This is a genomic window from Fulvimarina fulva, assembly GCF_039652615.1.
In the GTDB taxonomy this organism is placed as follows: Bacteria; Pseudomonadota; Alphaproteobacteria; order Rhizobiales; family Rhizobiaceae; genus Fulvimarina.
The window spans coordinates 65,702-89,384 of sequence record NZ_JBDJAC010000008.1 but is presented as its reverse complement, the minus strand read 5'-3'; the positions used below and the strand labels follow the sequence as shown (position 1 = coordinate 89,384).

22 protein-coding genes are annotated in these 23,683 nt (G+C 63.8%); 12 read left to right on the top strand and 10 right to left on the bottom strand.

From position 1 onward, the window contains the following. Positions 1-193: 193 nt before the first annotated feature. Genes ABDX79_RS12520 through ABDX79_RS12500 form a run of 5 tightly spaced genes read right to left on the bottom strand, consistent with a single transcriptional unit; the run spans position 194 to position 5,558 of the window. Positions 194-967 (bottom strand): SDR family NAD(P)-dependent oxidoreductase, encoded by a 774-nt coding sequence (locus ABDX79_RS12520; protein ID WP_346220631.1) that lies wholly within the window; start codon positions 965-967, stop codon positions 194-196. A gap of 40 nt (positions 968-1,007) precedes the next feature. Further along, the gene (locus ABDX79_RS12515) at positions 1,008-1,880 is read right to left on the bottom strand and encodes a PCC domain-containing protein (protein WP_346220630.1); all 873 of its coding nucleotides are present in this window, start codon (positions 1,878-1,880) and stop codon (positions 1,008-1,010) included. Next, positions 1,877-3,505: an acyl-CoA synthetase gene (locus ABDX79_RS12510; RefSeq protein ID WP_346220629.1), complete on the bottom strand. Its 1,629-nt coding sequence runs from the start codon at positions 3,503-3,505 to the stop codon at positions 1,877-1,879. Before ABDX79_RS12510 ends, ABDX79_RS12515 begins: the two co-directional genes overlap by 4 nt. Beyond that, the gene (locus ABDX79_RS12505; RefSeq protein WP_346220628.1) at positions 3,502-4,671 is read right to left on the bottom strand and encodes an acetyl-CoA acetyltransferase; all 1,170 of its coding nucleotides are present in this window, start codon (positions 4,669-4,671) and stop codon (positions 3,502-3,504) included. The genes ABDX79_RS12510 and ABDX79_RS12505 overlap by 4 nt, the downstream gene beginning before the upstream one ends. Further along, a complete protein-coding gene (locus ABDX79_RS12500) occupies positions 4,668-5,558 on the bottom strand; it encodes an IclR family transcriptional regulator (RefSeq protein ID WP_346220627.1) in 891 nt (296 codons plus the stop codon). Before ABDX79_RS12500 ends, ABDX79_RS12505 begins: the two co-directional genes overlap by 4 nt. A gap of 166 nt (positions 5,559-5,724) precedes the next feature. Here ABDX79_RS12500 and ABDX79_RS12495 point away from each other — a divergent pair, with 166 nt between their 5' ends. The 3 genes from ABDX79_RS12495 to ABDX79_RS12485 all read left to right on the top strand — a co-directional run bounded on the left by ABDX79_RS12495 (position 5,725) and on the right by ABDX79_RS12485 (position 8,754). After that, on the top strand, positions 5,725-6,807 hold the full coding sequence (locus ABDX79_RS12495) for a DctP family TRAP transporter solute-binding subunit (RefSeq protein ID WP_346220626.1): 1,083 nt from the start codon (positions 5,725-5,727) through the stop codon (positions 6,805-6,807). Between the two features lie 99 nt (positions 6,808-6,906). After that, positions 6,907-7,398: a TRAP transporter small permease gene (locus tag ABDX79_RS12490; RefSeq protein WP_346220625.1), complete on the top strand. Its 492-nt coding sequence runs from the start codon at positions 6,907-6,909 to the stop codon at positions 7,396-7,398. Between the two features lie 6 nt (positions 7,399-7,404). Further along, a complete protein-coding gene (locus ABDX79_RS12485) occupies positions 7,405-8,754 on the top strand; it encodes a TRAP transporter large permease (RefSeq protein ID WP_346220624.1) in 1,350 nt (449 codons plus the stop codon). A gap of 332 nt (positions 8,755-9,086) precedes the next feature. Here ABDX79_RS12485 and ABDX79_RS12480 read toward each other — a convergent pair whose 3' ends face one another. Continuing rightward, on the bottom strand, positions 9,087-9,815 hold the full coding sequence (locus ABDX79_RS12480) for a GntR family transcriptional regulator (protein WP_346220623.1): 729 nt from the start codon (positions 9,813-9,815) through the stop codon (positions 9,087-9,089). A gap of 260 nt (positions 9,816-10,075) precedes the next feature. Between ABDX79_RS12480 and uxuA the strand changes: the two genes are divergently transcribed. Genes uxuA through uxaC form a run of 7 tightly spaced genes read left to right on the top strand, consistent with a single transcriptional unit; the run spans position 10,076 to position 18,264 of the window. Continuing rightward, a complete protein-coding gene (gene uxuA / locus ABDX79_RS12475) occupies positions 10,076-11,290 on the top strand; it encodes a mannonate dehydratase (protein ID WP_346220622.1) in 1,215 nt (404 codons plus the stop codon). Then, entirely contained in the window at positions 11,287-12,756 is a 1,470-nt protein-coding gene (locus tag ABDX79_RS12470) for a mannitol dehydrogenase family protein (RefSeq protein WP_346220621.1), read from the top strand. The genes uxuA and ABDX79_RS12470 overlap by 4 nt, the downstream gene beginning before the upstream one ends. Then, positions 12,753-13,994, top strand: a complete 1,242-nt coding sequence (locus ABDX79_RS12465) for an AGE family epimerase/isomerase (protein WP_346220620.1) — start codon at positions 12,753-12,755, stop codon at positions 13,992-13,994. The genes ABDX79_RS12470 and ABDX79_RS12465 overlap by 4 nt, the downstream gene beginning before the upstream one ends. A gap of 32 nt (positions 13,995-14,026) precedes the next feature. After that, positions 14,027-15,004, top strand: coding sequence for a C4-dicarboxylate TRAP transporter substrate-binding protein (locus ABDX79_RS12460; protein WP_346220619.1), 978 nt, complete (start codon positions 14,027-14,029; stop codon positions 15,002-15,004). Positions 15,005-15,060: 56 nt separating this feature from the next. Next, entirely contained in the window at positions 15,061-15,585 is a 525-nt protein-coding gene (locus tag ABDX79_RS12455) for a TRAP transporter small permease (protein ID WP_346220618.1), read from the top strand. Further along, positions 15,582-16,868 (top strand): TRAP transporter large permease, encoded by a 1,287-nt coding sequence (locus ABDX79_RS12450; RefSeq protein WP_346220617.1) that lies wholly within the window; start codon positions 15,582-15,584, stop codon positions 16,866-16,868. Before ABDX79_RS12455 ends, ABDX79_RS12450 begins: the two co-directional genes overlap by 4 nt. A gap of 4 nt (positions 16,869-16,872) precedes the next feature. Then, on the top strand, positions 16,873-18,264 hold the full coding sequence (uxaC, locus tag ABDX79_RS12445; protein WP_346220616.1) for a glucuronate isomerase: 1,392 nt from the start codon (positions 16,873-16,875) through the stop codon (positions 18,262-18,264). Positions 18,265-18,802: 538 nt separating this feature from the next. Here the strand turns inward: uxaC and ABDX79_RS12440 are convergent. Together ABDX79_RS12440 and ABDX79_RS12435 are read right to left on the bottom strand one after the other, a co-directional pair. Continuing rightward, complete coding sequence (locus ABDX79_RS12440; protein ID WP_346220615.1) at positions 18,803-19,900, bottom strand: TRAP transporter substrate-binding protein; 1,098 nt, start codon at positions 19,898-19,900, stop codon at positions 18,803-18,805. 79 nt (positions 19,901-19,979) lie between these two features. Then, complete coding sequence (locus ABDX79_RS12435; RefSeq protein ID WP_346220614.1) at positions 19,980-20,744, bottom strand: DUF6894 family protein; 765 nt, start codon at positions 20,742-20,744, stop codon at positions 19,980-19,982. A gap of 253 nt (positions 20,745-20,997) precedes the next feature. Between ABDX79_RS12435 and ABDX79_RS12430 the strand changes: the two genes are divergently transcribed. Further along, on the top strand, positions 20,998-21,735 hold the full coding sequence (locus tag ABDX79_RS12430) for a gamma-glutamyl-gamma-aminobutyrate hydrolase family protein (RefSeq protein WP_346220613.1): 738 nt from the start codon (positions 20,998-21,000) through the stop codon (positions 21,733-21,735). Between the two features lie 31 nt (positions 21,736-21,766). Here ABDX79_RS12430 and cbiB read toward each other — a convergent pair whose 3' ends face one another. Further along, entirely contained in the window at positions 21,767-22,744 is a 978-nt protein-coding gene (cbiB, locus tag ABDX79_RS12425) for an adenosylcobinamide-phosphate synthase CbiB (RefSeq protein WP_463671171.1), read from the bottom strand. A 176-nt stretch (positions 22,745-22,920) separates the two neighbouring features. Further along, entirely contained in the window at positions 22,921-23,184 is a 264-nt protein-coding gene (locus ABDX79_RS12420; RefSeq protein ID WP_346220611.1) for an SMc00767 family acetate metabolism repressor, read from the bottom strand. A 347-nt stretch (positions 23,185-23,531) separates the two neighbouring features. On the opposite strand from ABDX79_RS12420, the gene ABDX79_RS12415 reads away from it, so the two are divergent. Then, complete coding sequence (locus tag ABDX79_RS12415) at positions 23,532-23,666, top strand: hypothetical protein (protein WP_346220610.1); 135 nt, start codon at positions 23,532-23,534, stop codon at positions 23,664-23,666. Positions 23,667-23,683 lie beyond the last annotated feature (17 nt).

The following is a 23,683-nucleotide window of genomic DNA, read 5'->3' as shown; positions in this document are numbered from 1 at the left end:
TCTCGAACGCAGGACGGCCCATTCCTCGTTCTCCTCGATGAGGATGACGCCGACGAGCCGCGTAATGGCTTTCTCATTCGGAAGGGAGGCGGTGAACGGAAACGATCCATCCCTCGCCGCCGCAGGAGGGATCCGAGCCCTTCCACGGCGGTTCATGTTCGCCTGATCGGCAGGAAAAGTTATAAGACAAGCGTCATTGCGACCGACGAAGCGTCGGCAGGCCGATGCCGGCGGCTTCGAAGCCGCCGTCGACGCCGAGGATCTGACCGGTGATGTAGGTCGAGCGCTCCGAGCACAGGAAGAAGATCGCGTCGGCGAGTTCGGCCTCCAGCCCGTAGCGTTCGAGCGGGATCGTGTCGTGATAGTCCTTGCGGATTTCCGGGCTGTGGACGGCCTTCGCCATCGCCGTATCTACGGGGCCGGGCGCGACGGCGTTGACGCGGATGCCGAGCCCCGCAAGCTCCACCGCCTGCTGTTTGGTGAGATGGTTGAGCCCGGCCTTGCTGGTGCCGTAGGCGACCCGCAGCGTCGAGGCCCGCGCGCCGGAAATCGACGTAATGTTGACCACCGCCCCGCCGGTCTTCGCCATGATCGGGGCGACGGCCTGCGTCATCAGGAACGGTCCGCCGAGATTGACCGCGAGCACGCGCTGCCATTCGGCGGGTTTCGTCTCCAGAAACGGCTTGAAGACCGCCGTTCCGGCATTGTTGACGAGGGCGTCGATGCGGCCGAAGCGCTGCTCCACCGCCTGGACCGCCGTTTCGACCTCCGCCTCGTCGGCGACATCGGCTGTGACCGCCATCACCTCGTCGGCCCCGCCTATCGCGCGCGCCGCGTCCTTGAGCGTCTCGCCTTCGATATCGAGGAGCGCGACATGCCAGCCTTCGCCGAGAAAGCGCTTCGCCGTCGCAAGGCCGATGCCGCGAGCGGCCCCGGTGATCAGCGCGACCCTTTGGGTCTGGTCCATGGGATTGTCCTTCCTGTCATGAAATTGAGGGCTTGAGCTGTCAGGCATCCGGTACGAGGACGATCTCGAAGGTGACGCAGACGGGGTTCTCGCCGCGCCTCAGCACGCCTTCGAAAATCCGCCCGTCCATGGCGACCACGGCCACATCCAGCCGAACGCGGCCCTTCTCGAGCCGGCCATCGCGGATCAGAAGCTCGGAGGCATAGGAATCCATCGCAGGCCCCGTCTCGAAGCGGGCGCCGTTGAGACTGCCGATGCCGTAAATCGCCGCGCGATCGAAACCGCATTCTGCCGCGATCGCCTCCAGCGCTTCGCTTACGTCCTGATTGGGCCTGAGCGTGATCGCGAACGCCCTCCGGTGATCGTTCAAGGGGCCATTGGGAACCGCCGCGCCCGTGCCTTCGGCGGAAAACAGGCGAAAATTCGTCTCGGCATCCTCGCGCGAGCGGAAGGCCGCGCCCTTGAGGCCAAAGCCCGTCACGGTCACCGCTTCGCCCGCGAAGCTCTCGTTCGGCAGCATGTGCCCCATGGCGATATCCGCGCCAGCCGCCCGCCACAGCCCGTGGCAGTGAACGAAGGGCGCCCCGTCCCGCTCGCCGATAATCGCGCCGGCCTCTTGCACGTGGACACCGCCTTTGGGGGCATAGATCTCGGAATACCAGGCCGCATGGCTCGGGCCGGGCGAGCCCGCCGGCATCACATAGCGGAAGGGCTCCATCCTTGCGCCGGAAATGCTCACATAGGCGCTCGCGCAGCCGGCCTCCAAAACGCCCCGGCCAAGCCCCGCCTCCATCGCTTCCCCGGCCTCGACCCTGAAACGAAGCGGCACGAGCCGGCCACGAGCCTTGGCATGGCGAACCGGCGCGACCGGGCCCGGATGGCGGATCCGGCGCAGCCTCCCCTCCCCGCTCACGCGTCGATCTTCGTCTGAAGAAGGCCGCGCTCCTCCAGCGTCTGGCGCACCAGTTTCTTGGTGATTTTGCCATAGGCCGATTTCGGCATCTCATCGAGGAAGACGAAGCGTTTGGGCAGCTTGTAGCGGGAGATGCGGGCGGCGAGATAGTCGCCGATCTCCGCCTCGCTCACGCTTGCGCCCTCCTCGGCGACGAGAACCGCGATTCCCACCTCCCCCCAGGCGGGATCGGGCACGCCGAAGACGGCGGCCTCGGAGATCTGCGGATGGGCGAGGATCTTCTCCTCGATCTCGCGCGGATAGACGTTGGAGCCGCCGGAAATATACATGTCCGAGGCCCGGCCGGTGATGAAGAGATAGCCGGCCTCGTCCAGATGGCCGAGATCGCCGGTGCGGAACCAGCCGCCCCGGAACGCCTTCCGGTTGGCCTCCGGATTATCGAAATAGCCGGCAAAAACCGCCGGGCCGCGCACGCAGATCTCGCCCGTCTCGCCCAAGGCAAGCGCTTCGCCGGCCTCGTTCTGGATCGAGATTTCCATGCCCGTTCGCTCGAAACCGCAGGTGCCGACGCGCACGCCCTCGCCGTCTGCCGCGCTGTGCTCGGCTGCCGGCAGGACGGTGATGTTGCCGGTGACCTCGCCGAGCCCGAAATACTGGACGAGGCACGGCCCGAGCACCTCCAGCGCCCGTTTCTGGTCGGCCCGGTACATGGGCGCGCCGGCATAGATCACGTAGCGAAGCGAATTATGATCGGCGCTCATGGCGGCGGGATGCTCGACCAGCCGTTTCACTATGGTCGGCACGGTGAACATGTTCGTCACCCGCCATCGCGCGATCAGATCAAAGACCTCCGCCGGATCGAAGCGTTCGGAGGGCAGAAGCACCGTCGTCGCGCCCGCCGCGACCTGCGTCAGCTGATGAACGCCCGCGCCATGGGAGAGCGGCGCGACCACCAGCGATACGTCGTCAGGTCCGGTTCCCGGCATCAGGTCGCAGAGATGATTGGTGACGACGAAGGCCATCTGGCCATGGGTCAGAACCGCCGCCTTGGGCCGTCCCGTGGTTCCCGAGGTGAAGAAGAACCAGCAGGGATCGTCGCGATCGACCTCGGCATTCTTCACGCGTTCGCCCAGATGGGTCTCCACCAGACGGTCGTAGCTTTCCCCGAAATCGGCCTCGCCGATCGCGATCAGGTGCTGGGGCGGCGCGTTCGAGGCCCGGCAGGCGCTCGCATGCTCGGGAAAACCGGCATTGCATATCATCACCCGCGCGCCGCTCGCCTCGCAAAGATAGGCGACCTCGTCCGGCGTCTGGCGGAAATTCGTCGGCACATAGACCGCGCCGAGGCGGAAACAGGCGAACATCGCCTCGAACATCTGATGGCAGTTCTGGGACTGGACAAGGACGCGATCGCCCTTGGTTACAGCGAACCTGGCGGCAAGGGCGGCGGCGAAGGCGCTCACCCGTTCGTCGAATTCGCGCCATGTCCATGCCGCCTCGCCGACGATCAAAGCCGGCTTACCGGCGAGACGCCGGCTGCCGCGCGTCACGAAATGGGCAAGATTGGCGACCGCCGTCGAGGTGGGCCGCAGCCCGCCTTTCGGATCGTCGGACAGGCCGGTCACTTCACGCGTTCCAGGATCGAGACATAGTTGGCGACGGCCGCGCCGCCCATGTTGAAGACGCCGGCGGTCCGTGCGCCGGACACCTGCATTTCGCCGGCCTCCTCCATCAGCTGCATCGCGGCCATCACATGCATGGAAACGCCGGTCGCGCCGATGGGATGGCCCTTGGACTTCAGCCCGCCGGAGGGGTTCACCGGAAGCCTGCCGTCCTTCTGCGTCGTTCCATCCCGCACGACCCTGTAGCCCTCGCCGCGCCTGGCGAGCCCCATCGCCTCGTATTCGATCATCTCGGCGATGGTGAAGCAGTCGTGGGTCTCGACGAAATCGAGATCGTCGAGGGTGAGGCCCGCATCCTCCAGCGCCCTTGCCCAGGCGCTGCGCGCGCCGGCAAATTCCGTCGGGTCGCGCCGCGAAATCGCGAGAACGTCGTTCACATGACGCCGGGCGCGGAAGGTGATCGCCCGTTCGAGGCCGTCCGCCACATCGTCCGCCGCGAGCACGATTGCCGCCGCCCCGTCCGAGACGAGGGAACAGTCGGTCCGCCTCAGAGGCGCTGCGACATACGGGTTCTTCTCGGAGACCGTGTTGCAGAAATCGACGCCGAAATCCTTGCGCATATGGGCGAAGGGATTGGCCATGCCGTTCTTGTGGTTCTTGGCGGCGATCATCGCGAGTTCTTCGGAGCGGTCGCCATGCTCCTGGAAATAGCGCTGGGCGATGCGCCCGAAGATGCCGGCGAAACCGCCGTCCACCTCGGCTTCCTCCTCCCGGTAGCTTGCCCCAAGAAGGATGTCGCCGATCTGGACCGAGGGGAGCGCCGTCATCTTCTCGGCCCCGACGACGAGGGCGATGCGGCCCCGCCCCGCCTCGATGAAGTCCATCGCGGAATAAAGGGCGGCAGACCCCGTCGCGCAGGCGTTTTCCATGCGCACCGCCGGCACGTTCTCAAGCCCTTCCTCGGCCATGGCGACGAGCGCGCCCTGGAAGTCCTGCTTGGAAAAGCCGTTGTTCATCACGCCGACGAAGATGCCATCGACATCGCCGATCTCGACGCCGGCATGGGCGATGGCGGGGCCGACGACCTCGCGCATCAGCGCCTCGGTGGAGGGGGCTTCGGATTTGCCGAAGCGGCTGTGCGACCAGCCGACCATCCGGGCTTTCGTCATGGGTCCATTCCTTCCGTGGCAAGGAGACGGGCGGGGCCCGCCCCATCTTTGGGTTCGTCGCTCGGCGCGCGCCCTGGCGGACGGGCCCTGAAGCGGGTCTTGAGGCGGTCTTCCACCTTCGCGGTCTCGGCCCGGAGATGGCCGGCGAGCTCGGCGCGGCGTGCCTCTCCCATCCGGCTGTCGATCGCGGCGATGGAAAGGGCGCCGGCAACGCCACCGTCCGGGTAGCGGACGGCCATGCCGACGGCCCAGGAATTTTCGAGGACGCGGCCCGGATTGACCGCGCAGCCGGAAAGGCGGGCGTTCGCGACGTCTTGAGCGATCACGTCCGGCGTATAGGCCGGAAAGTCCTCGGCAAGGCTTTGCGCGTTCGCTTCGATCACCCGGTCGATCTCGTCGTCGCCAAGGGCTGCGAGGATCGCCATGCCGCCGGCTCCGATCCCGAGCGGGTGGCGCTGGCCGGGCATAAGTGCGTGGGTGCGGATCGGGAACGCGCCCTCCTCCCGGTGGAGGCAGACGGAGAAATCGCCGCGCCGGATGGAGGCGAAACTCGTATCGCCCGTTACCCGCGAAAGCCGCGCGAGGCTTTCCATCGCGCAATCGAGAAAGCCGTAGCGCCGGGAGGCGAAGACGCCGAGGACATAGGCCTCCTCGCCGAGGAAATAGCGCCGGCTTACGGCATGCTGCTCGACGAGGCGCGAGCGCATGAGGGCGAGAACCAGCCGGCGGGCCGTCGCGCGGTTGAGACCGCTTGCCGACACGATCGCGGCAAGGCTCGCCCCATCCTCGCAGGACCGGCCGATCAGCGAGAGCAGCATCAGCGCGCGATCGACGCTTTGTGCGCCGCCGCCATCGGCTGCAGTCTCGTCCTGCCTGTCCGCGCTCATATCATCCACATTATGGACACCCGATTACGCCTGCCATTGTTGGCCAATCGAAATCAACTTGCAAGCGCCGCGTCCAGATGGCAACGTGACGGAAACCGGCGCTTCCGGGCGATCACAATGTGGATACACCCGGTCGGCCACGAATGTTCAATCGGGAGGAAAAACGATGAACCTGAAAAAGCTCGCCGCAGCCGCGGCCATGGGCGCTGCCTTTGCGGCCCTCACCCTGTCGCCCGCGCTCGCCGAAACGTTCCGGCTGTCGCACAACACCAACGACACGACGACCTGGCAGAAGGGCGCGGAGAAGTTCAACGAACTTCTCGAGGAGCGCTCCGGCGGCGAGATGGACATCCGAATCTTTCCGAACGCCCAGCTCACCGGCGGCGACCAGATGAAGCAGGCCGAGATGGTCGGTCGCGGCAGCCTCGATTTCGTCGTCACCTCGGCGATCAACGTCACACCGCTGGTGCCGGAAATGGCGGTCTTCTCGCTTCCCTATCTCTATGGCGGCTACGAGGACGTGGACGCGACGACCGCCGGCGCGCCGGGCGATCGGATGGAGGAGATCCTCGCCGAACAGGGCATCGTGGTTCTTGCATGGGGCGAGAACGGCTTTCGCGAGGTGACCAACAACGTCAAGCCGATCAAGGCACCGGCGGACATGGAAGGCCTCAAGATGCGCGTCGCGGGGCCGATGTATATCGACGTGATGAACGCGCTCGGCGCCAACCCCCAGCAGATGCAGTGGACCGAGACCTTTTCCGCGCTCCAGCAGGGCGTAGTGGACGGCCAGGAAAATCCCATCGGCGCGGTGATCATTCCCCAGCGCGTCTACGAGGTTCAGAAATATCTGACCACCTGGCACTATTCCTACGATCCGATCTTCATCGGCGTCTCGCAGGAGCTGTGGAACAGCTGGGATGACGAGACCAAAGAGATGGTCCGCACGAGCGCCGAAGAGGCGATGGAATACCAGAAGGAGATCACCCGCAAGGATACGGCCGAAGGCGCCGAATTCCTGAAGGAACAGGGTATGGAGATCTACGAGCCGACGGACGAGGAGATCGACGCGTTCCGTCAGGCGACGAAGCCCGCCTTCGATACCTGGGCCGAGAAGGTCGGCCCCGAACTCGTCTCGCTCTTTCAGGAGACGATCGACGGCAATGCCGGCGGCTCGTCCGGCGCATCCGGCGGCGAAAGCGATGCCGACGCGGCGGGCGACAACGCCGGCTCCGGCGCCGCACAGTAAACACCCTTCAACCGCGGGGCCGGACGCTTCAAGTCCGGCCCCGCGGCCTTAAGAAACCTTTGGTTTCAAAGGCCCCCGGCATAAGAGAAGAGGCTTTCGATGCGCCATGTTCTCGGCGAGGCGGAGAAGATCGTCTGCGCCGCCGTCTTTCTCGCCATGACGGGGCTCGGCTTCGCCAATGTCGTCGTACGCTATCTGACGAGCTATTCCTTCGCCGCGACCCAGGAACTCCTGCTCGATGGCTTCCTCATCCTCACGATCTTCGGCGCGGCCATCGCGGCCCGGCGCGGCGAGCATCTGGCGGTGACGCTCTTCACCGACATCCTGCCGAACAAGGCGCGGCGGCTCGCCGTCCTTCTCGCAGGCGCGCTCTCGCTGACGCTCCTTCTTCTTTCGGCCTGGTACACCCTGGAGCTCGTCGCCAACCAGTATCGCAGCGGCATCACCTCCTCCGCCATGCAGATCCCGGAATGGTATGTCTCGGTCGGCCTGCCGGTCGGTTTCTGTCTCATCGCGGTGCGGCTGATCGAAAGCGGTGTTGCCGAATGGCGCGAACCCGGCGGCGTGCCCGACGACGGAAAGGGGATCTGAGACCCCATGTTCGATTTCGACCCCGGCACCCAGATGGTCGCCCTCTTCTTCCTGCTCCTTTTCCTCAGGGTGCCGGTCGCCTTCTCCCTCGGCCTCTCCTCCCTCTTTGCTATGTGGCAGCTCGGTTTCGGGCTCGATCTCGTGGGCGACCTCCTGTCGAGCGGTATTGCCAAGTTCTCGCTTCTCGCGATCCCCTTCTTCATCCTTGCCGGAACGCTGATGGGCACGGTCGGCATCGCCGAACGGTTGATCCGCTTCTTCCGCGTCCTGGTCGGTTCGCTGCCGGGCGGCATGGGCATCGTCGGCACGGTGGTCTGCCTCTTCTGGGGCGCGGTGTCGGGCTCGGGTCCGGCCTCGGTCGCCGCCATCGGCCCGCTTATCGTGCGCGGCATGGAGGAGGACGGCTATCCCAAACCCTTCGCCGCCGCCCTCGTGTGCGCGGGCGCTGCGCTCTCCATCGTCATTCCGCCCTCGATCGGTCTCGTCGTCTACGGCGTCATCGCCGAGACCTCGATCGCGAAGCTCTTCATCGCCGCCATCGTGCCGGGCATCGTGATGGGGCTTCTCATCGTCCTCACTTTACCCTTCGCGGGCAAGGCCCGCACCGCGGCCGCCGCCACGTCCTCGCCAAAGACCAAAGCGGGCTCGGGCCTTGCCGCCCTTTCGCCCGAACCCTATGGCGGCATCGGCTATTCGGCCCGCCTCGGCCGCTCCTTCGTGGACGCGTTCTGGGGCCTGTTGACGCCCGTCATCATCCTCGGCGGCATCTATCGCGGCATCTTCACGCCGACGGAAGCGGCCATCGTCGCAACCGTCTACGCGCTTTTCGTCGGGGTCTTCATCTACCGCACCTTGAGCTTCAAGACGCTCTATGCAGCACTCACCGAGGCCAGCGCCTCCTCGGCGGTGGTCATGCTGGTCGTCACCTTCGCCAGCCTCTTCGGCTGGGTGGTCACCGTGGACGATCTCGTCGGCAAATATTCCGGTGCGCTGCTTGCGGTCAGCGACAACGAATGGGTGATCCTCCTGATCATCATGATCGTTGTCCTCATCGCCGGCATGTTCATGGACGCGATCACCATCATGTTCATCGCGCTGCCGATCTTCCTGCCGGTCGTCCACGAACTGAACTGGGACCCGGTCTGGTTCGGCGTCGTGCTGATGGTCAATCTCGCCATCGGCCTCTTCACCCCGCCGGTCGGCATCAATCTCTTCGTCGCGGCGAACATTACGAAACTCTCGCTCGAAAAGATCGCCCTCGGCGCCCTGCCCTTTCTGCTGACGAGCCTGATTGGGCTTGCCTTAATCGCGGCCTTTCCCGAATTGTCTCATATCGCGCTGAGCTTCATGCAGTGAAAGGCGTCGCTGTCGATTTCAAACAGGATGGACTATCTGATCATCTCGGCTCGTCGCACAGCCCATGCCGCCGCAGACGAGTGAATCGAGTGCGCCTCAAGATGGCAGACTTAGGGAAAATCGGGCCGATAGCGGACCGTCCGGTTTGTGACAGCGCAGGCGGAAAACTGCCGTTGCATTCTGGCCCAATCTGAGCAGTTCAAAATCCGCGTTCTGAGAGCCTGGCCCCTACATCGCAGCAACGAGGCGATAAGGCTGCTTTGGACTACGCGATTTCCCTTCGCTCTTGAAGCCGTCAACCCATCGTTTCAGGCGATACATCCCCATCGCCATCAGTCGTAAGATTGTGCCGTGTGCCGGTCGAAAAACTCTGGATGGGCTGCGACGATCGCGGGAAGATCATCGAGTATCTTGCGCAGATGGATGCGCATTGCCCGTTCGGCGGAACCAATATCGCCGCTTTCGATCGCGTTCACGATCGCGGTGTGCTGGGCGATCAGCTTCGCCTTCGGAAACTCGACGGCCGTCAGGTAGCGGACCCGGTCCATCTGCGCCTTGATCTGCTGCAGAACGCTCCACGTCCGCCCGCGACCGGCCGCATCGGCGATCAGCCGATGAAAGGCCTCGTCGAGCGGGAGGAACGCGGCCGCGTCTCCCTCGGCGGTCGCGCTTTGGTGCATCACCAGCCTGCGCAACTCGGCAATCAGGGAGCGATCCGGATTGGTGGCGGCCGCGCGGACGAGATCAGCCTCGATCGCCTCGCGCATGAAGCGCGCGTCCATCACCTCGGCCTCCGAGATATGCTTGACGAAGGTCCCGCGCTGGGGTCGGATCTCCAGTAGCCCTTCGTCCGCAAGACGAATAAAGGCCTCACGAACCGGCTGGCGCGAGAGCCGATAGAAGCTTGCGATCTCCTGTTCGGACAGACGCATCCCCGGCGCGAGATCCGCGCCCACGATGCGGCCGCGCAAATGCCGGACGAGTTGCGGCCCGATCGGCGCGGCAACGTCCAGAGCCGCCTCAGTCGCGGTCTGTCCGAAAGTCGTGGACCCGATGTTCATTTCACGTCTCGATCACACTCTACCATACCAGTCAAACTCCACTGTATCGGTGTCTAGGGGAACGGCAAGCCACGGACTGACGAGCGCACACAAACCGATGGCATCCCGGGACCGCGACAAACGAAACACCTTCGAATCATTTCAGGACACGTTTTGCCATCGATCGCCGCTTAAAAGCGATTCCCGGACATATGCATACTACCATACTTGTAATCCGTAAGTGAGCATGCTTATGCTGACCCTAAAACGGGAGGCGAAAGATGAAGCAGGCGTGGCGCTGGTTCGGACCGAAGGATTTTGTCGGCATCGACGACATGCTGCAGGCCGGCGTCCAGGAGGTCGTGTCCGCGCTTCACCACCTTCCCGTGGGCTCGGTCTGGTCCAAGAACGAGATCGCCAAACGCCAGAGCGAGGTTGCGGTCCGTTTCGACGGCTCGCCGTCCGGACTCGTCTGGAGCGTCGTCGAAAGCCTGCCAGTCTCGGAAGATATCAAGAAACAGTCCGGCGACTGGCGTGCGCATATCGCGGCCTGGCGCCATTCGCTCCGACATCTGGCTGAGGCCGGTATCGAGACCGTTTGCTACAACTTCATGCCGGTCCTAGACTGGACGCGTACGGACCTTCACTGGCGCGCGGCACATGGTGGAACCGCCATGCGGTTCGATCTGATCGACTTCGCGGCCTTCGACATCCACATCCTGAAGCGGCCGGGCGCGGCCGAGAGCTTCGGCGAGACGATCGCTGCCGAAGCCGGCGAGCGGTTCGGCAGGATGGACGATGCACGAAGGCAAGCCCTTGCCAGGAACGTCGTCTTCGGCTTGCCGGGGGCGGCGGAGCATTTCTCGCTGGAGGACGTCCGCGCCCACCTCGCCGAATATGCCGGGACGTCGCCCGAGACCCTTCGCGGCCGCCTCGTCGATTTTCTGTCAGAGGTCGCTCCGGAGGCCGAACGCCTCGGCGTGCGCCTGTGCTGTCACCCGGACGATCCGCCGTTCTCGCTTCTCGGCCTGCCCCGGGTGATGTCGAGCGAGGCCGACTACCGGCTTGTCCTTGATGCGGTTGATCTTCGGGCGAGCGGCGTCACACTCTGTTCGGGCTCGCTCGGCGCGCGCGAGGACAACGATTTGCCGGGCATGATGACCCGGCTCGGCGACCGGGTGCATTTTCTGCATCTGCGCAATGTGACGCGTGAGAGCGAGGGCGCGCCCTGTTCCTTTCATGAGGCCGAGCATCTCGGCGGCGACACTGACATGGTGGCGTTGGTCGATGCTGTTCTCCAGGAGGAGGACAAGCGCCGGGCCGCCGGGCGCTCCGATTGGTCGATCCCGTTCAGGCCCGACCACGGGCAGGACATTCTCGACGATCTGAAGCGCAAGGCGCAACCGGGATATCCGGCTATCGGACGGCTCAAGGGGCTCGCCGAATTGCGCGGGGTCATCGCAGGCCTTTCTCATGGCCGGGCACTCACATCATGACCCGGCTCGACCGACGATCCCTCAACGGCCTCCCTGCCGATTGTCGTCCCGGATACGACCCGGACGTGCATGCGATCGGCATCCTCCATCTGGGTCTTGGCGCTTTTCACAGGGCGCATCAGGCAGTCTACACAGACAGTGCTTTGGCGCACGAGGGTGGTGACTGGCGGATTGCCGCCGTCAGCCTGCGTTCCGTCGAGACGGTGGATGCGCTTGGCCCGCAGGACGGGCTTTATACGCTGATCGAGCGCGGTGCCGACGGCGAGCGCGCCCGCGTAATCGGATCGATCGGGTCGGTTCTCGCCGCCACGCGCGAACTCGCCGCCGTGATCGGATGGCTGGCGAACCCTTCGATCCGCATCGTGACCCTCACGGTGACGGAAAAGGCCTATGGCTTCGACCGCGCGGCGATGGACATCGATCCTGACCATTCCGCGATCGCCGCCGATCTGCGCAATCCGCGAGAGCCACAGGGTGTGATCGGCCTTCTCGTCGAGGGCCTGAGGCTGCGTCGCGCGGCGGACCTTTCGCCGCCGACGATCCTGTGCTGCGACAACCTCCCGGAAAACGGTGCGTTGCTGCGTGCCGGCGTTCTCGGCTTCGCGCGCCGGATCGACCCGGAGCTCGGCGACTGGATCGCCCGGGAAACGGCTTTCCCTTCGTCCATGGTAGACCGCATCACGCCGTCGCCGACGGCTGAGACGAGGGAACGGGCGCGTCGTCACATCGGTGTTGAAGACGCGGGCGCGGTCGAAACAGAACCCTTTGCCCAATGGGTCATAGAGGACCGGTTCCCGACGGGTCGTCCGTCCTGGGATGCCTCCGGCGCGCTCTTCGTCGACGATGTCGCGCCGTTCGAGCGCATGAAGTTGCGCATGTTGAACGGGGCCCATTCCCTGATCGCCTATGCCGGCTTCCTTCGAGGTCATGCTTATGTGCGCGATGCGATGGCCGACGAAACGTTTCCCGTCCTCGTCGACCGGCATCTTCGCGCTGCGGCACGGACGGTCGGCGAACTGCCGGGCATCGACCTTGATGCCTATCGCCGCGATCTTTGCGAGCGCTTCGCCAATCCTGCGATCGCGCACGAAACCTATCAGATCGCCATGGATGGCACCCAGAAGCTTCCCCAGCGGCTGTTCGCGCCGGCGATCGATGCAGCAAGGTCGGGCGACGAGTTCGAACCGTTCGCCTTCGCGCTCGCGGCCTGGATGCGCTACGCGCTGGGCATCAATGAGACGGGCGAAACCTATGATCTGCGCGATCCGCGCGGCGACGAGATCGCCGACGTGGTTGAACGGGTGGGGCGCGATGTGCCCGCGATCGTCGCCGGGCTCGCCGCCCTGCCGAACTTCATGCCGGATGAATTGCGCGCCAATGATGCCTTCCTTGACGCGGTCGCAGCGAAGCTTTCCGTCATGCTGGATCGTGGCATCGGCGCGGCGGTCGAAGCCGAGGCCTCATGAGCCAGGTAGCCGCCACCTCCCGGACGACCCGCGAAATGGACGGGACTGCCGCCGCCGCAAGGTTCACGACCGACTTCGTGCCAGCCTTTCTGAAGCGCGCGCTCGTTCCAGGCGACGGTCCGGCGGCGGTCCTAGAAAGCCTTGATGGGACAGGGCCCGTCACGACGCTCTGCCAGTGTCGCACGATCTTCACACTCGCGCATCTTCATCTTGCGACCGGGCGCGCGGATCTCCTCGACGCGGCGCTTCGCATTCACGGCTTCGCCTCAGCGCATTTGAAGACTGTCGAGGGCGGCTACCGGAGCGCGGTCTCGGCGGACGGACAGCCGCTTGCCGACCCGGTATCACGAACATGCCGGAGTTATGACCAGTCCTTCGCACTCATGGCTCTCGTCACGCTTCGGAGGGCTTCGCCGACGATGATCCCGGCCAATGCAGCCGATGCGCTCTGGGATTTCGTCGAAAGGCGGCTGATCGAGACCGAGACGGGCGCACTCTTCGACGACGATCGCGGAGACGAGGGATCGTCCATTCGCTCGCATAACCCGCACATGCATATGTTCGAGGCCCTGCTGCAGGCCTTCGAGATGACGGGCGAAGACTGTTGGCTGGAGCGGGCCGACCGGTTCGTCGCGTTGGCGCAGCGCTTTTTCGTCGACGCCGGAACAGGTGCCGTGCGCGAATTCGCCGGCAGGGACCTCGGACCTCTTCCCGGACCGCAGGGTCGGCGGTGCGAGCCGGGCCACCAGTTCGAATGGGCGTGGCTCCTCAGGCGATACGCCGCGCTCGGCGGACAAGCCGATGTGCTTTCCATGGCACGCCGTCTTCAGTCCTTTGCCGAAACCCATGGCGTTCGCTCCGGCGGGCCGATGCATGGCGCGCTCTACGATGCGCTCGATGATGACGGCACTATCGTTGAGGCGACCCATCTCCTCTGGCCGCAGACCGAGGCCGGCAAACTCTATGCCGCGCTTCTGGTCGACGACGTGGAGAATGCCGGGTCGAACGCAGCGGCTTTGAAAGCGAAGCGCGCCGCCGATCTCGTCTTCGCCCGCTATTTCGCACCCGACGGGGCGATCCGTTGGGTCAATCGCCTCGATGGCGAAGGCCGGGTCGTCTGGAACGAGGCCCTGACGCGGCTTCTCTATCATGTCGCGCTGTTCGTCACTGAGGGCGGACGCGCGGGCCTTTGGAAACTGGATGGGTCCGGCGGGCACCCCATCCCACACCACTCGTGACAGACCCGCACATCCGATTGGGAGGAACAATCATGCACGCAAAGCTTCGAACCACGATCGCGATCGCCGCACTCGTCGCCGCCTCGCCCGTTTTCGCGCAGGACTTTACGCTCGCGCTCTCTACTTCGCAGCCCTCGACAGACCCGCTGGTGATCGCCATGCAGGACGCCGAAAAGCGGATAGAGGAGCGCAGCGAGAACCGCATCGACGTCACGATCTATCCGAGTTCGCAGCTCGGCGAAGATAACGACGTTCTCGAGCAGATCCGCAATGGCGCGCCGATCGCGGTGCTTGTGGATGCAGGACGCCTCGCGCCGTTCCAGAAGGAGCTCGGTATCTTGTCGGCACCCTATCTCGTCGACGACTATACCGGATATTCGGAAATTACATCCTCGCCCGTCTACGACCAATGGGTCGAACAGCTGGCCGAGAGCTCCGGTCTGCGCCTCTTGAACTACAACTGGTTCCAGGGCACGCGTCAGATGTTCACGAACAAGCTCATCGAGAAGCCCCAGGACCTTAACGGCGTTCGCGTACGCACGATCGACGCCCCGCTCTGGGTCGCCTCGATCGAGGCCATGGGCGCGACACCTGCACCGATGCCTTGGGCGGACGTCTATTCGGCCCTTCAGCTGGGCGCGGTCGACGGTGCAGAGGCACAGCTGACGGGGGCCTACGGCATCAAGCTGCACGAGGTCACGAACCATGTCGCCTTTACCAACCACATCCAGCTCTTCACCGGTCTGGTGACGTCGGACAGCTGGTATCAATCGCTTCCCGAGGACCTTCGCACGATCGTGGACGAAGAGCTCAGCGCGGCTGGCGAGGCGGCCACCGAGGGCACGGTCGCCAAGCTCGGCGAAGTGCAGGATGAGATGGAAAAGGCAGGCGTGACCTTCAACGAGGTCGACATCGAGCCCTTCCGCGAGGCCGTCTCCGGCGTCTACGACCAGCTCGGGCTGGCCGAGGCCCGTGATGCCCTTCAGCCCTATCTCGGCAAGGGCAACTGATCACAGCCGGCCCGTCGCTCTGCTGCGCCGGGCCGGCCATTCGCGGGGAGGACGCAATGGTCGCCAAGGTTTTCGACAGGATTGAACAAGTGCTGGCGCTCGTCGCCCTCTCGGCTTTGGTCGTTGCGGTGCTCTTCGCGGGGATCGGACGCAGCATCGGGCTTCCAATCATCGGCGCGTCCCAGTACGCGCAGCTCGCTCTGATCTGGGCCTGCATGCTCGGGGCTGACATCGCCGTTCGCGAAGGCCGACATATTCGGGTGAGCCTCCTGTTCGACGTCCTGCCGACGCGGATACAGGCCGTTTTCTCGCTCATCGCTGTGGCTTTGATTCTGATGTTTCTCGGGTTTGTCGCCTGGTATGGCTGGTTTCTTGCCATCGACAACTGGGAGCGAGAACTGGGGGCCTCCGGCCTTCCTTACGGCCTTGTGACGCTGGCTCTGCCCGTCGGGGGCGTGCTTCTTGCGATCTCCTTCCTCCGTCGCCTTTTCTCGGCGGGTCTTGCCGCCCTCTTCGACGATCTCGCCGCCGTTGTTCCCGAACAGGGGAGCGAAAAGGAACACAGGGCTGACATCCTATGACATCGACCCTGATCCTTCTCTTTGCCCTCGGCCTGATCGCGATCGGCATGCCCGTCGCCTTCGCGATTGGCATCGCCGGCACGTCCTATTTCCTGTTGCCGTCGACCTTCCTGCCGGACGCAACCGCGGTCCAGCGGATTGTCGCCGTCACCCAATCCTTTCCGCTCCTGGCGGTTCCGCTCTTCATTCTCCTCGGCAACCTGATGAACGGCTCGGGCATAACCGAACGGCTCATCAAGCTTGCGATGACTCTCGCCGGCTGGATGCGCGGTGGCCTTGCCCAGTCCTCGATCCTCCTCAGCGCGCTCATGGGCGGTGTATCTGGCTCCGCGGTAGCGGACGCGGCCATGCAGGCCCGCGTCCTCGGCAAGCCGATGGCGGCGCGCGGCTATTCGCCGGGCTTTGCCGGCGCACTGCTGTCGATCGGCGGCCTCATCACCGCGACCCTGCCACCGAGCCTCGGTCTCATCCTCTACGGCTATCTCGGCGAGGTCTCGATCGGGCGGCTGTTCATCGCGGGCGTCGTGCCGGGCGTAATCCTCACCATCGCCCTGATGGCGACGACCGCGTTTATCGCCAAGCGCCGCAACTACGTACCCGAAGTCGACCACAAGCCCCGCCTTTCGGAGGTCTGGCGCGACTTCAAGAACGGCTTCTGGGCTGTGCTCTTTCCGGTCTGGCTGCTTGCGGGCATTCGGTTCGGCCTGTTCACGCCGTCGGAAGCCGGGGCCTTCGCGGTCGCCTACGTGCTCGTCGTCGGGATGCTGATCTATCGGGAACTGACGCTGCGCCGGGTTCTCGATGCGCTCTTCCAGTCGCTCAACGACATTGGCATGATCATGCTGATCATCCTTTTCTCCGGCACCTTCGGCTACGTCATCACCTTCGAGCGCGTCCCCCAGGACATCGCTTCGGTCGCGCTGGTCGCTCTGACCAACCCGACCATCCTCCTCTTCGCCATCTCGGGGATCCTCGTTGTCCTCGGCATGCTGATCGAGGCGACCGTGCTCGTGATGCTTCTGACGCCGATCCTGGTCCCGGTCATCACCGCCGCCGGGATCGACCCTGTGCATTTCGGCCTCGTGATGATGACTCTCGTCACCTTCGGCGGCATGACGCCGCCCTTCGGCGTCTCGATGTTCACCGTCTGCGGAATTCTGCGCTGTTCCTATTGGGACTACACGGTAGAGGCGGTTCCCTTCATCATCGCCGTTCTGATCGTCGTGACGGTCATGATCGTATTCCCCCAATCCGTCCTGTTCCTTCCCAACCTGCTTCTGTGATCCCATGACGCTTCATCCGGACAGGCTGTTTCCAGCCGAACCCGCCGCACGGACCCTTGCTCGTGATCTCTTCAGGGCGGTCGAGACCGCGCCCATCGTATCGCCGCACGGCCATACGGATCCTCGCTGGTTTGCCGAAAACGAGAGCTTCCGCGATCCGGCCTCGCTCCTTGTCACGCCGGATCATTACCTCACCCGCATGCTGACGAGCCAGGGCGTTGCGTTCGAAGCGCTCGGAATCGGTGAGCACGCAGAAACCGATCCGCGGACGATCTGGCGGACATTCGCTGACCATTATCATCTCTTCGCCGCGACACCCTCGCGCATCTGGGTGGATCATGCCCTGGAGAAGGTCTTCGGTATCACCGAGCGCCTCAACCCGGCCAATGCGGATGCCGCCTACGATGCGATCGCCGATAAGCTGACTGAGCCGGACTACCGGCCGCGCGCCCTTTACGATCGCTTTTCCATCGAAGCGATCGCGACCACCGACAGTGCCCTCGACGATCTGCGCTGGCACGAGGCGATGCGTGCCGAGGGCTGGCATGGGCGTGTCCTTCCGACCTATCGACCGGATGCCGTGATCGACCCCGAAACGCCTGGCTTTTCGGACAATCTCGACCGCTTCGGCGACGTCACAGGCTGCGACACCGGGACATATGGCGGCTACCTCGAAGCCCATGCGAAACGGCGTCGCTTCTTTCGCGACAGGGGCGCGACGGCGAGCGATCACGGCCATCCGTCGCCCGCGACGGCCGATCTCGCTCCCGCGGATGCAGCCACGCTGTTCGACCGGATCCGGTCCGGCAAAGCGAGTGGCGGCGATGCGGAGCTGTTCCGCGCCCAGATGCTGACCGAAATGGCCCGTATGGCGGTCGATGACGGTCTCGTGCTGCAAATCCATTCCGGATCATCGCGCAGTCACAGCGACAAGGTCCGCGCCGCCTACGGCACCGATCGCGGCTTCGACATTCCGGTACCCGTGAGCTTCACGGCAGCCCTCAGGCCACTACTCAACGCCGTCGGTCTCGAGCCCGGCATGACTATCGTCCTCTATACACTCGACGAAAGCACTTATTCGCGCGAACTCGCACCGCTTGCCGGCGTCTGGCCCTGCCTTCGCCTCGGGCCGCCCTGGTGGTTCCACGACAGCTACGAGGGCATGCTGCGTTACTATCGATCGGTCGTCGAGACCGCCGGGTTCTTCAATCTTGCCGGTTTCAACGACGATACCCGCGCCCTGTGCTCGATTCCGGCCCGGCACGATGTCGCGCGCCGCGTCGACTGCGCGTTCCTTGCCGGTCTCGTCGTCACGCACAGGCTGGATGAAGAGGAGGCCTTCGCGATAGCGCATCGTCTCGCCGGGGGGCTCGCAAGGCAGACTTTCAAGCTCTGAGATCGAAAGGCTTTCGGCTGCCTGACCTGTCGGCGGAGCGTCAGAGCCCGTCTGGATGCTCAGGTGTCGGAGGCGCATCTCGCAAATTCCGACGACTGCTGGGTCAGAATCCTGCCGCCCCAGCCAGCCATTCCAAGCGATCGAAAATACCCCCCAACCAAAGGTCCAGAGGTCGAAGCGATCTGCAGGTTTTCGACCAAGGGCTGCCTCCGATTTTTGAACAGCAGGATCAGTGGATTGTCTGTCTGCCATCGGCCGGATGGCCGCGTTTGCGCGTGACCCCGGAGAGGCTCGCGGCCTGCGGATGTTCGATCGCGCCCGGTGACGCTCATCGTGCCTTATGGCGCTGGCGGCACAACGGACGTGTCTGCTCTCTAATTGGCCAAGCTGGCAGAAGGTCCGCCTCGGTCAGCCGATCGTCGTCGAGAACCGGCCCGGTAGCAGCGGAACGAACGCGATGCCTCCAAAGCTCAGACAAAAAAGCCCCGGACGAGGTGTCCGGGGCTGATCGATCAATGACCTTGAACCGTCGAGGCGGTCAGATGGCGCCGTTGCGCTGCTGGATCATCATGAAGGTGTCGTAGGTGTATTCCGAGAGCTGCGCGTAGAGATAGGCATCACGCTTGAAGTCGGTCTGGCTGTCGAGGATCTTTTTGAAGGACTCGTTCGTGCCCGAAATCTCGGAATAGATCTCCTTCGACGCGTCGTAGGCGGCCTGCATGATGTCCTGGCTGAAGGAACGCAGCTTGGCACCCTCGTTGACAAGATTGCGGATCGCGCGGGGATTCTTGTAGTCGTAGCTTGCCAGCATGTCGCAATTGGTCGCCTGACAGGCGGCCTTGAGAACGGCCTTGTAGCTTTCCGGCAGCTCGTTCCACTGGTCGAGATTGATGAAGGTATGGACGGTCGGTCCGCCTTCCCACCAGCCCGGATAATAGTAGAAGGGCGCGACCTTCACGAAGCCGAGCTTTTCATCGTCATAGGGGCCGACGAATTCGGCGCCGTCGATGACACCTTTTTCGAGCGCCGGATAGATATCGCCGCCCGCAAGCTGCTGGGGCACCGCGCCGAGTTTTTCCATGACGCGGCCGGCAAGGCCGGCGATACGGATCTTCAGGCCCTTGAGATCTTGCAGCGAGTTGATCTCCTTGCGATACCAGCCACCCATCTGGGCTCCGGTATTGCCGGACGGCAGGCCGTAGAGCCCTTGCGTCGCGTAGAATCCGTTCATCAGGTCGTTGCCGCCGCCATAGTAGAACCAGGCGTTCGTCTGGCGGGCATTGAGACCGAAGGGAACGGTCGTTCCGAGGGCGTAGGTCACGTCCTGGCCGACATAATAATAGGAGCAGGTCTGCGCCATCTCGACCGTACCGTCGCGCACGGCATCGGCCGCCTGAAGGCCGGGAACGATTTCGCCGGCCGCAAAGACCTGTATCTCGAACTGACCGTCGGTCGCCTCGGTCACGTATTTCGCGACGGTTTCCGCGCCGCCATAGATCGTGTCGAGGGATTTCGGGAATGACGAGGTAACACGCCACTGGAGCTTTGGGCGCTCCTGCGCGATGGCGGGGGTGGCAAGTGCGCTCGCCCCGAGCGCGCCGGTCGCCGCGCCGGCAATAAACTTACGTCTGTCCATAAAGGATGATCCTCCCTGATCCGTTTGGCTTCTTATAGCCTTTCGCAGTATGACGCGCGAGCCAGGGACGCAAGATCGATCAAGCGCCGGAAATCATCATCCGCATCTTGATCTTGCGGGCGAGACGCTCGGCGGGCTCGCGCGCGAGACGACCGAAATGCACAACCCCGAAAAAGCGCCCCGCCTCGTCGAAAATCGGCCAGTTGTCGACATCCCAATGAAAGACGACCCATTCGTCTCCCGGTCCTCGAATGTCGTAGCGCTGGTTACGATAGGCCTCTGGTTTTGGGTTCTTCGCTATTCGTTGCAAAGACTCGCGCAATCTGCGTCGCCCCGCGAAATCATCGTTCTCGAGTCGATCAGGAAACATATCGAAGAAATTGCGCCCCGCCAGCTGCCGGCGCTTGAAGTAACTCACATTTTCGAATGCGTCGTTGATGTCGTGGATCGCGGCCTGGACGTCCATGAAAAGACAGGGGATGGGCGAGCGCAGAAACGCCTCGTAGCTCGTCGGCGGTTGCGGCTCTCCAGCCCCTGCTTTCGCAACCAGATGAGCCGTCATTTCGAACGCCTCGAACGCCTGATGGGCGGCTTCCATGTCGAGATAGGGTTCCGGCCGGACCATTTCGCGAAACGGGATCTCCATGATCAGGCGGTCGTATTCGTCGGTGATCTCGAAGGAAAATCCCATGGCATCCGTACGCTGGCGCAGAAATTCGGCCACCAGATCCGGAATTTCGCGGCAGACCGTCGCGTAAGCATCATCAAGAGTTTGAAATTCCTGTCCCTCCTCGTCCCGCCGCAACACGGTGGGCGACCTGCGCAAATGAAAGAACAGTTTCATCGGTGTCAGGAGATCCGTTTCGTCGATCGAATCGAGAGTGTGACGCCCTTTCTGACGGCGCGCTCAAGGGCCGGCGCCGAGTAGCACTGAACCCGTTAAATGGGAAGTTTACCTTCTTATTTCTCTCATAAGGTGACTGGCTTCGGTGACTGAGTGTGGTCAATTTCCTCCTATGACGCCCACATCTTGCGATTGCGCTTGTGGAGCGACTATGACTTTAACCCAATATCCCCTTCCTGGAACACCTCATCCGATGGCCCCTCCTCCCCTCATAGCCCTTCCCGCAGATGTTCGCGAGATGGACAATTATCGCTGGCATGCGACGCCGGACACCTATCTCAAGGCCCTTACACGAGTGGCGAACGCGATCCCGGTGATCGTGCCCGCGATGGTCGAGGAGATCGACATCGACGCGCTCCTCGCCCGCGTCGACGGCATCATGCTGACCGGCGCGGTCTCCAACGTGCATCCCGACCGCTACGGCGTTCCGCCGAGTGTGGCCCACGAGCCTTATGATCCGGACCGGGACCGGCTCACCCAGACCTTGATCAGAAAGACGATCGAAGCCGGCGTGCCGCTTCTCGCAATCTGCCGAGGCCATCAGGAACTCAACGTCGCCTTCGGCGGAACGCTCGTGCCCGAGGTGCAGGAGATCGAGGGCCGGATGGATCACCGGGCGATCAAGCATCACGAACAACGCGAGCGTTTCGCGATCAGGCACGACGTCGCGATCGAAACCGGTGGCCGTCTGGAAGCGATCGTCGGCAACGGTCCGATCCGGGTCAATTCGCTGCACCGCCAGGGGATCGACCGGCTTGGCGAGGGTCTCATCGTCGAGGCGACGGCGCCGGACGGAACGATCGAGGCAGTCTCGGTGAAGGATGCACCCGCATTCGCGCTCGGCGTCCAGTGGCATCCGGAATACTGGGCCGAAACCGACGCGGCCTCGCGGGCGATCTTCGAAGCCTTCGCGTCGGCCTGCCGAACGTAAACCGCTCGCCGGACGATCGGCCGACAAACGGTCAGCCGACAATCAGAAAGAACAGCGCGAGCGCGGCGCTGAACCAGAGAAGTCGGTTGAAGAGCTTTCGCGTGAGCCTGAGACCGGCATCGATGTCTGCCGCTCCTGCCTCGGTTCGCCCCTGGGGATTGAGAAAGGGCGCATCGACGATCAGGTCGCCATAGCGGCGGGGACCACCGAGCGCGAGCCCCAGCGAAACCGCCGTCGCGGTCTCCGGCCAACCGGCATTGGGCGAGCGGTGGAGCGGCGCGTCCCGCTTGATGATCTCCGTCGCTGCCTGCCGGTCTTGCGCGCCCTTGATGCCCACCTTGAGGAGCAGCCATGCCGTGATGCGGGCCGGCACGAGGTTGAGGAGGTCGTCGAACCGGGCCGACGCCCAGCCGAAGTCGCGATATCTCTCGTTAAGATGGCCGATCATCGAATCGGCGGTGTTGACGGCCTTGTAGGCAAGAACGCCCGGCAGACCGAGAACCAGATACCAGAAGAAGGGCGCGACAATGCCGTCCGAGGCGTTTTCGGCAAGGCTCTCGATCGCGGCGCGGCAGACGCCGGCTTCGCCGAGAACGGACACGTCGCGGCCGACGATTTTCGCGACTTCCGCCCGTCCGCCCGCAAGGCCGCGCTCGCTGAGGCCGATCCCAACCGCCTTCACATGATCGAGGAGGCTCTTCTGTGCGAGAAAAGCGGACAGAACGGCGATCTCCGCGAGGAAGCCGAACGGGCCGAACAGTGCGAAAAAGGCCGACAGGCCAAGACCGAGAACAAGGCTGGCGGCGACAAGGCCGGCAAGGAACAGGAGCCCGTCCCGCTTGCGCTTGCCGGGCGACGCCGCCGGATCGTTCATGCGGTGATCGAAGAAAGCGATGATGCGGCCGATGAGGACCACCGGATGGGGGCAGTGGCGCCAGACGGTATCGGGATCGCCAACGATACGGTCCAGCAGCGTCGCGAAGAACAGAATAGCGAAGTGAGCGGCCATCATTCGGTGTCGCAGGTCTTTGATAGCGCCGGAAACGAATCGATCCCGAGGGCCCAGTTCGCACAGGCTAAACCCCGCTCAGGCTATCGGCATAACCCGGACAGCGCATGCGTCTCGACAGACAAGCGCCCGCCGCCGCAAAACCGACGCCGGGCGCTGCCGAAAGTCCGACGACTTCAGGATTCGGTGCGCACGATCACCGGAATCAGGAGATCGCCCCAATTGTTGTTGCCGCCGTGATGACGGGCCGAGCGAACGAGTTCGACCGAGACGCCCGCTTCGACCGCCTTCATGACGGACTGGTTCAGACGATGAAGGTCGTTCGCCAGCATGCGGATCGCTGCCTGCTGATCGTCGCCCATCGTACTCGACTGCTCCTCGGCGCGCTCGCGCACGCGGGTGCGAGGACGATCTTCGCCGGTCGTATTGTTGTCGCTCATTGGTGCACTCCCAGAAATTGGTCGTCCGTGTTTTGACCGTTTCCAGCCAGCTTCGCAAGGGTTTCGGGCGGGCCCTGGGAAATACCGCTTAAAGGGCGACCGATTTACAGACCGGTGGCCGGCAGGTTGTAAAAGCTGTAAAAGGCAGGGGGTTTCGCGCGCGGCCGGTATAATCACCAATACGTGATTCCGTAACCTTACCGCAACACTGCCTGAGAGACCGCATCTGCCTGAGTTCATTCACCAAATTTCAGCCTGGAAGGATCTTCATTTGCAAAATAGCAACGGATTTCAGTCAGTCTCGGCATGTCTCGCAAACATGCTCGAACAAGGAAAGGGCCGCGGTCATGGTTGCATCGTACAAGCGCCTGGTCTCGCATCTCGTCGCCTTCATTCACCCGACCTACCGGCCGGAACGCTACTACATGCGTGGACCGGGACCGGCCTGCGCGCGCCGTGCCGGGCGGCTGACGCTTTCCTGATCGAACGATGCCTTATG

Excerpts from the sequence above, each read along its gene's own strand:
- ABDX79_RS12520 (WP_346220631.1), bottom strand. The coding sequence starts at position 967 with ATGGACCAGACCCAAAGGGTCGCGCTGATCACCGGGGCCGCTCGCGGC.
- ABDX79_RS12505 (WP_346220628.1), bottom strand. The coding sequence starts at position 4,671 with ATGACGAAAGCCCGGATGGTCGGCTGGTCGCACAGCCGCTTCGGCAAA.
- ABDX79_RS12500 (WP_346220627.1), bottom strand. The coding sequence starts at position 5,558 with ATGAGCGCGGACAGGCAGGACGAGACTGCAGCCGATGGCGGCGGCGCA.
- ABDX79_RS12495 (WP_346220626.1), top strand. The coding sequence starts at position 5,725 with ATGAACCTGAAAAAGCTCGCCGCAGCCGCGGCCATGGGCGCTGCCTTT.
- ABDX79_RS12490 (WP_346220625.1), top strand. The coding sequence starts at position 6,907 with ATGCGCCATGTTCTCGGCGAGGCGGAGAAGATCGTCTGCGCCGCCGTC.
- ABDX79_RS12485 (WP_346220624.1), top strand. The coding sequence starts at position 7,405 with ATGTTCGATTTCGACCCCGGCACCCAGATGGTCGCCCTCTTCTTCCTG.
- ABDX79_RS12480 (WP_346220623.1), bottom strand. The coding sequence starts at position 9,815 with ATGAACATCGGGTCCACGACTTTCGGACAGACCGCGACTGAGGCGGCT.
- uxuA (WP_346220622.1), top strand. The coding sequence starts at position 10,076 with ATGAAGCAGGCGTGGCGCTGGTTCGGACCGAAGGATTTTGTCGGCATC.
- ABDX79_RS12470 (WP_346220621.1), top strand. The coding sequence starts at position 11,287 with ATGACCCGGCTCGACCGACGATCCCTCAACGGCCTCCCTGCCGATTGT.
- ABDX79_RS12465 (WP_346220620.1), top strand. The coding sequence starts at position 12,753 with ATGAGCCAGGTAGCCGCCACCTCCCGGACGACCCGCGAAATGGACGGG.
- ABDX79_RS12460 (WP_346220619.1), top strand. The coding sequence starts at position 14,027 with ATGCACGCAAAGCTTCGAACCACGATCGCGATCGCCGCACTCGTCGCC.
- ABDX79_RS12455 (WP_346220618.1), top strand. The coding sequence starts at position 15,061 with ATGGTCGCCAAGGTTTTCGACAGGATTGAACAAGTGCTGGCGCTCGTC.
- ABDX79_RS12450 (WP_346220617.1), top strand. The coding sequence starts at position 15,582 with ATGACATCGACCCTGATCCTTCTCTTTGCCCTCGGCCTGATCGCGATC.
- uxaC (WP_346220616.1), top strand. The coding sequence starts at position 16,873 with ATGACGCTTCATCCGGACAGGCTGTTTCCAGCCGAACCCGCCGCACGG.
- ABDX79_RS12440 (WP_346220615.1), bottom strand. The coding sequence starts at position 19,900 with ATGGACAGACGTAAGTTTATTGCCGGCGCGGCGACCGGCGCGCTCGGG.
- ABDX79_RS12435 (WP_346220614.1), bottom strand. The coding sequence starts at position 20,744 with ATGAAACTGTTCTTTCATTTGCGCAGGTCGCCCACCGTGTTGCGGCGG.
- ABDX79_RS12430 (WP_346220613.1), top strand. The coding sequence starts at position 20,998 with ATGGCCCCTCCTCCCCTCATAGCCCTTCCCGCAGATGTTCGCGAGATG.
- cbiB (WP_463671171.1), bottom strand. The coding sequence starts at position 22,744 with ATGGCCGCTCACTTCGCTATTCTGTTCTTCGCGACGCTGCTGGACCGT.
- ABDX79_RS12420 (WP_346220611.1), bottom strand. The coding sequence starts at position 23,184 with ATGAGCGACAACAATACGACCGGCGAAGATCGTCCTCGCACCCGCGTG.
- ABDX79_RS12415 (WP_346220610.1), top strand. The coding sequence starts at position 23,532 with ATGGTTGCATCGTACAAGCGCCTGGTCTCGCATCTCGTCGCCTTCATT.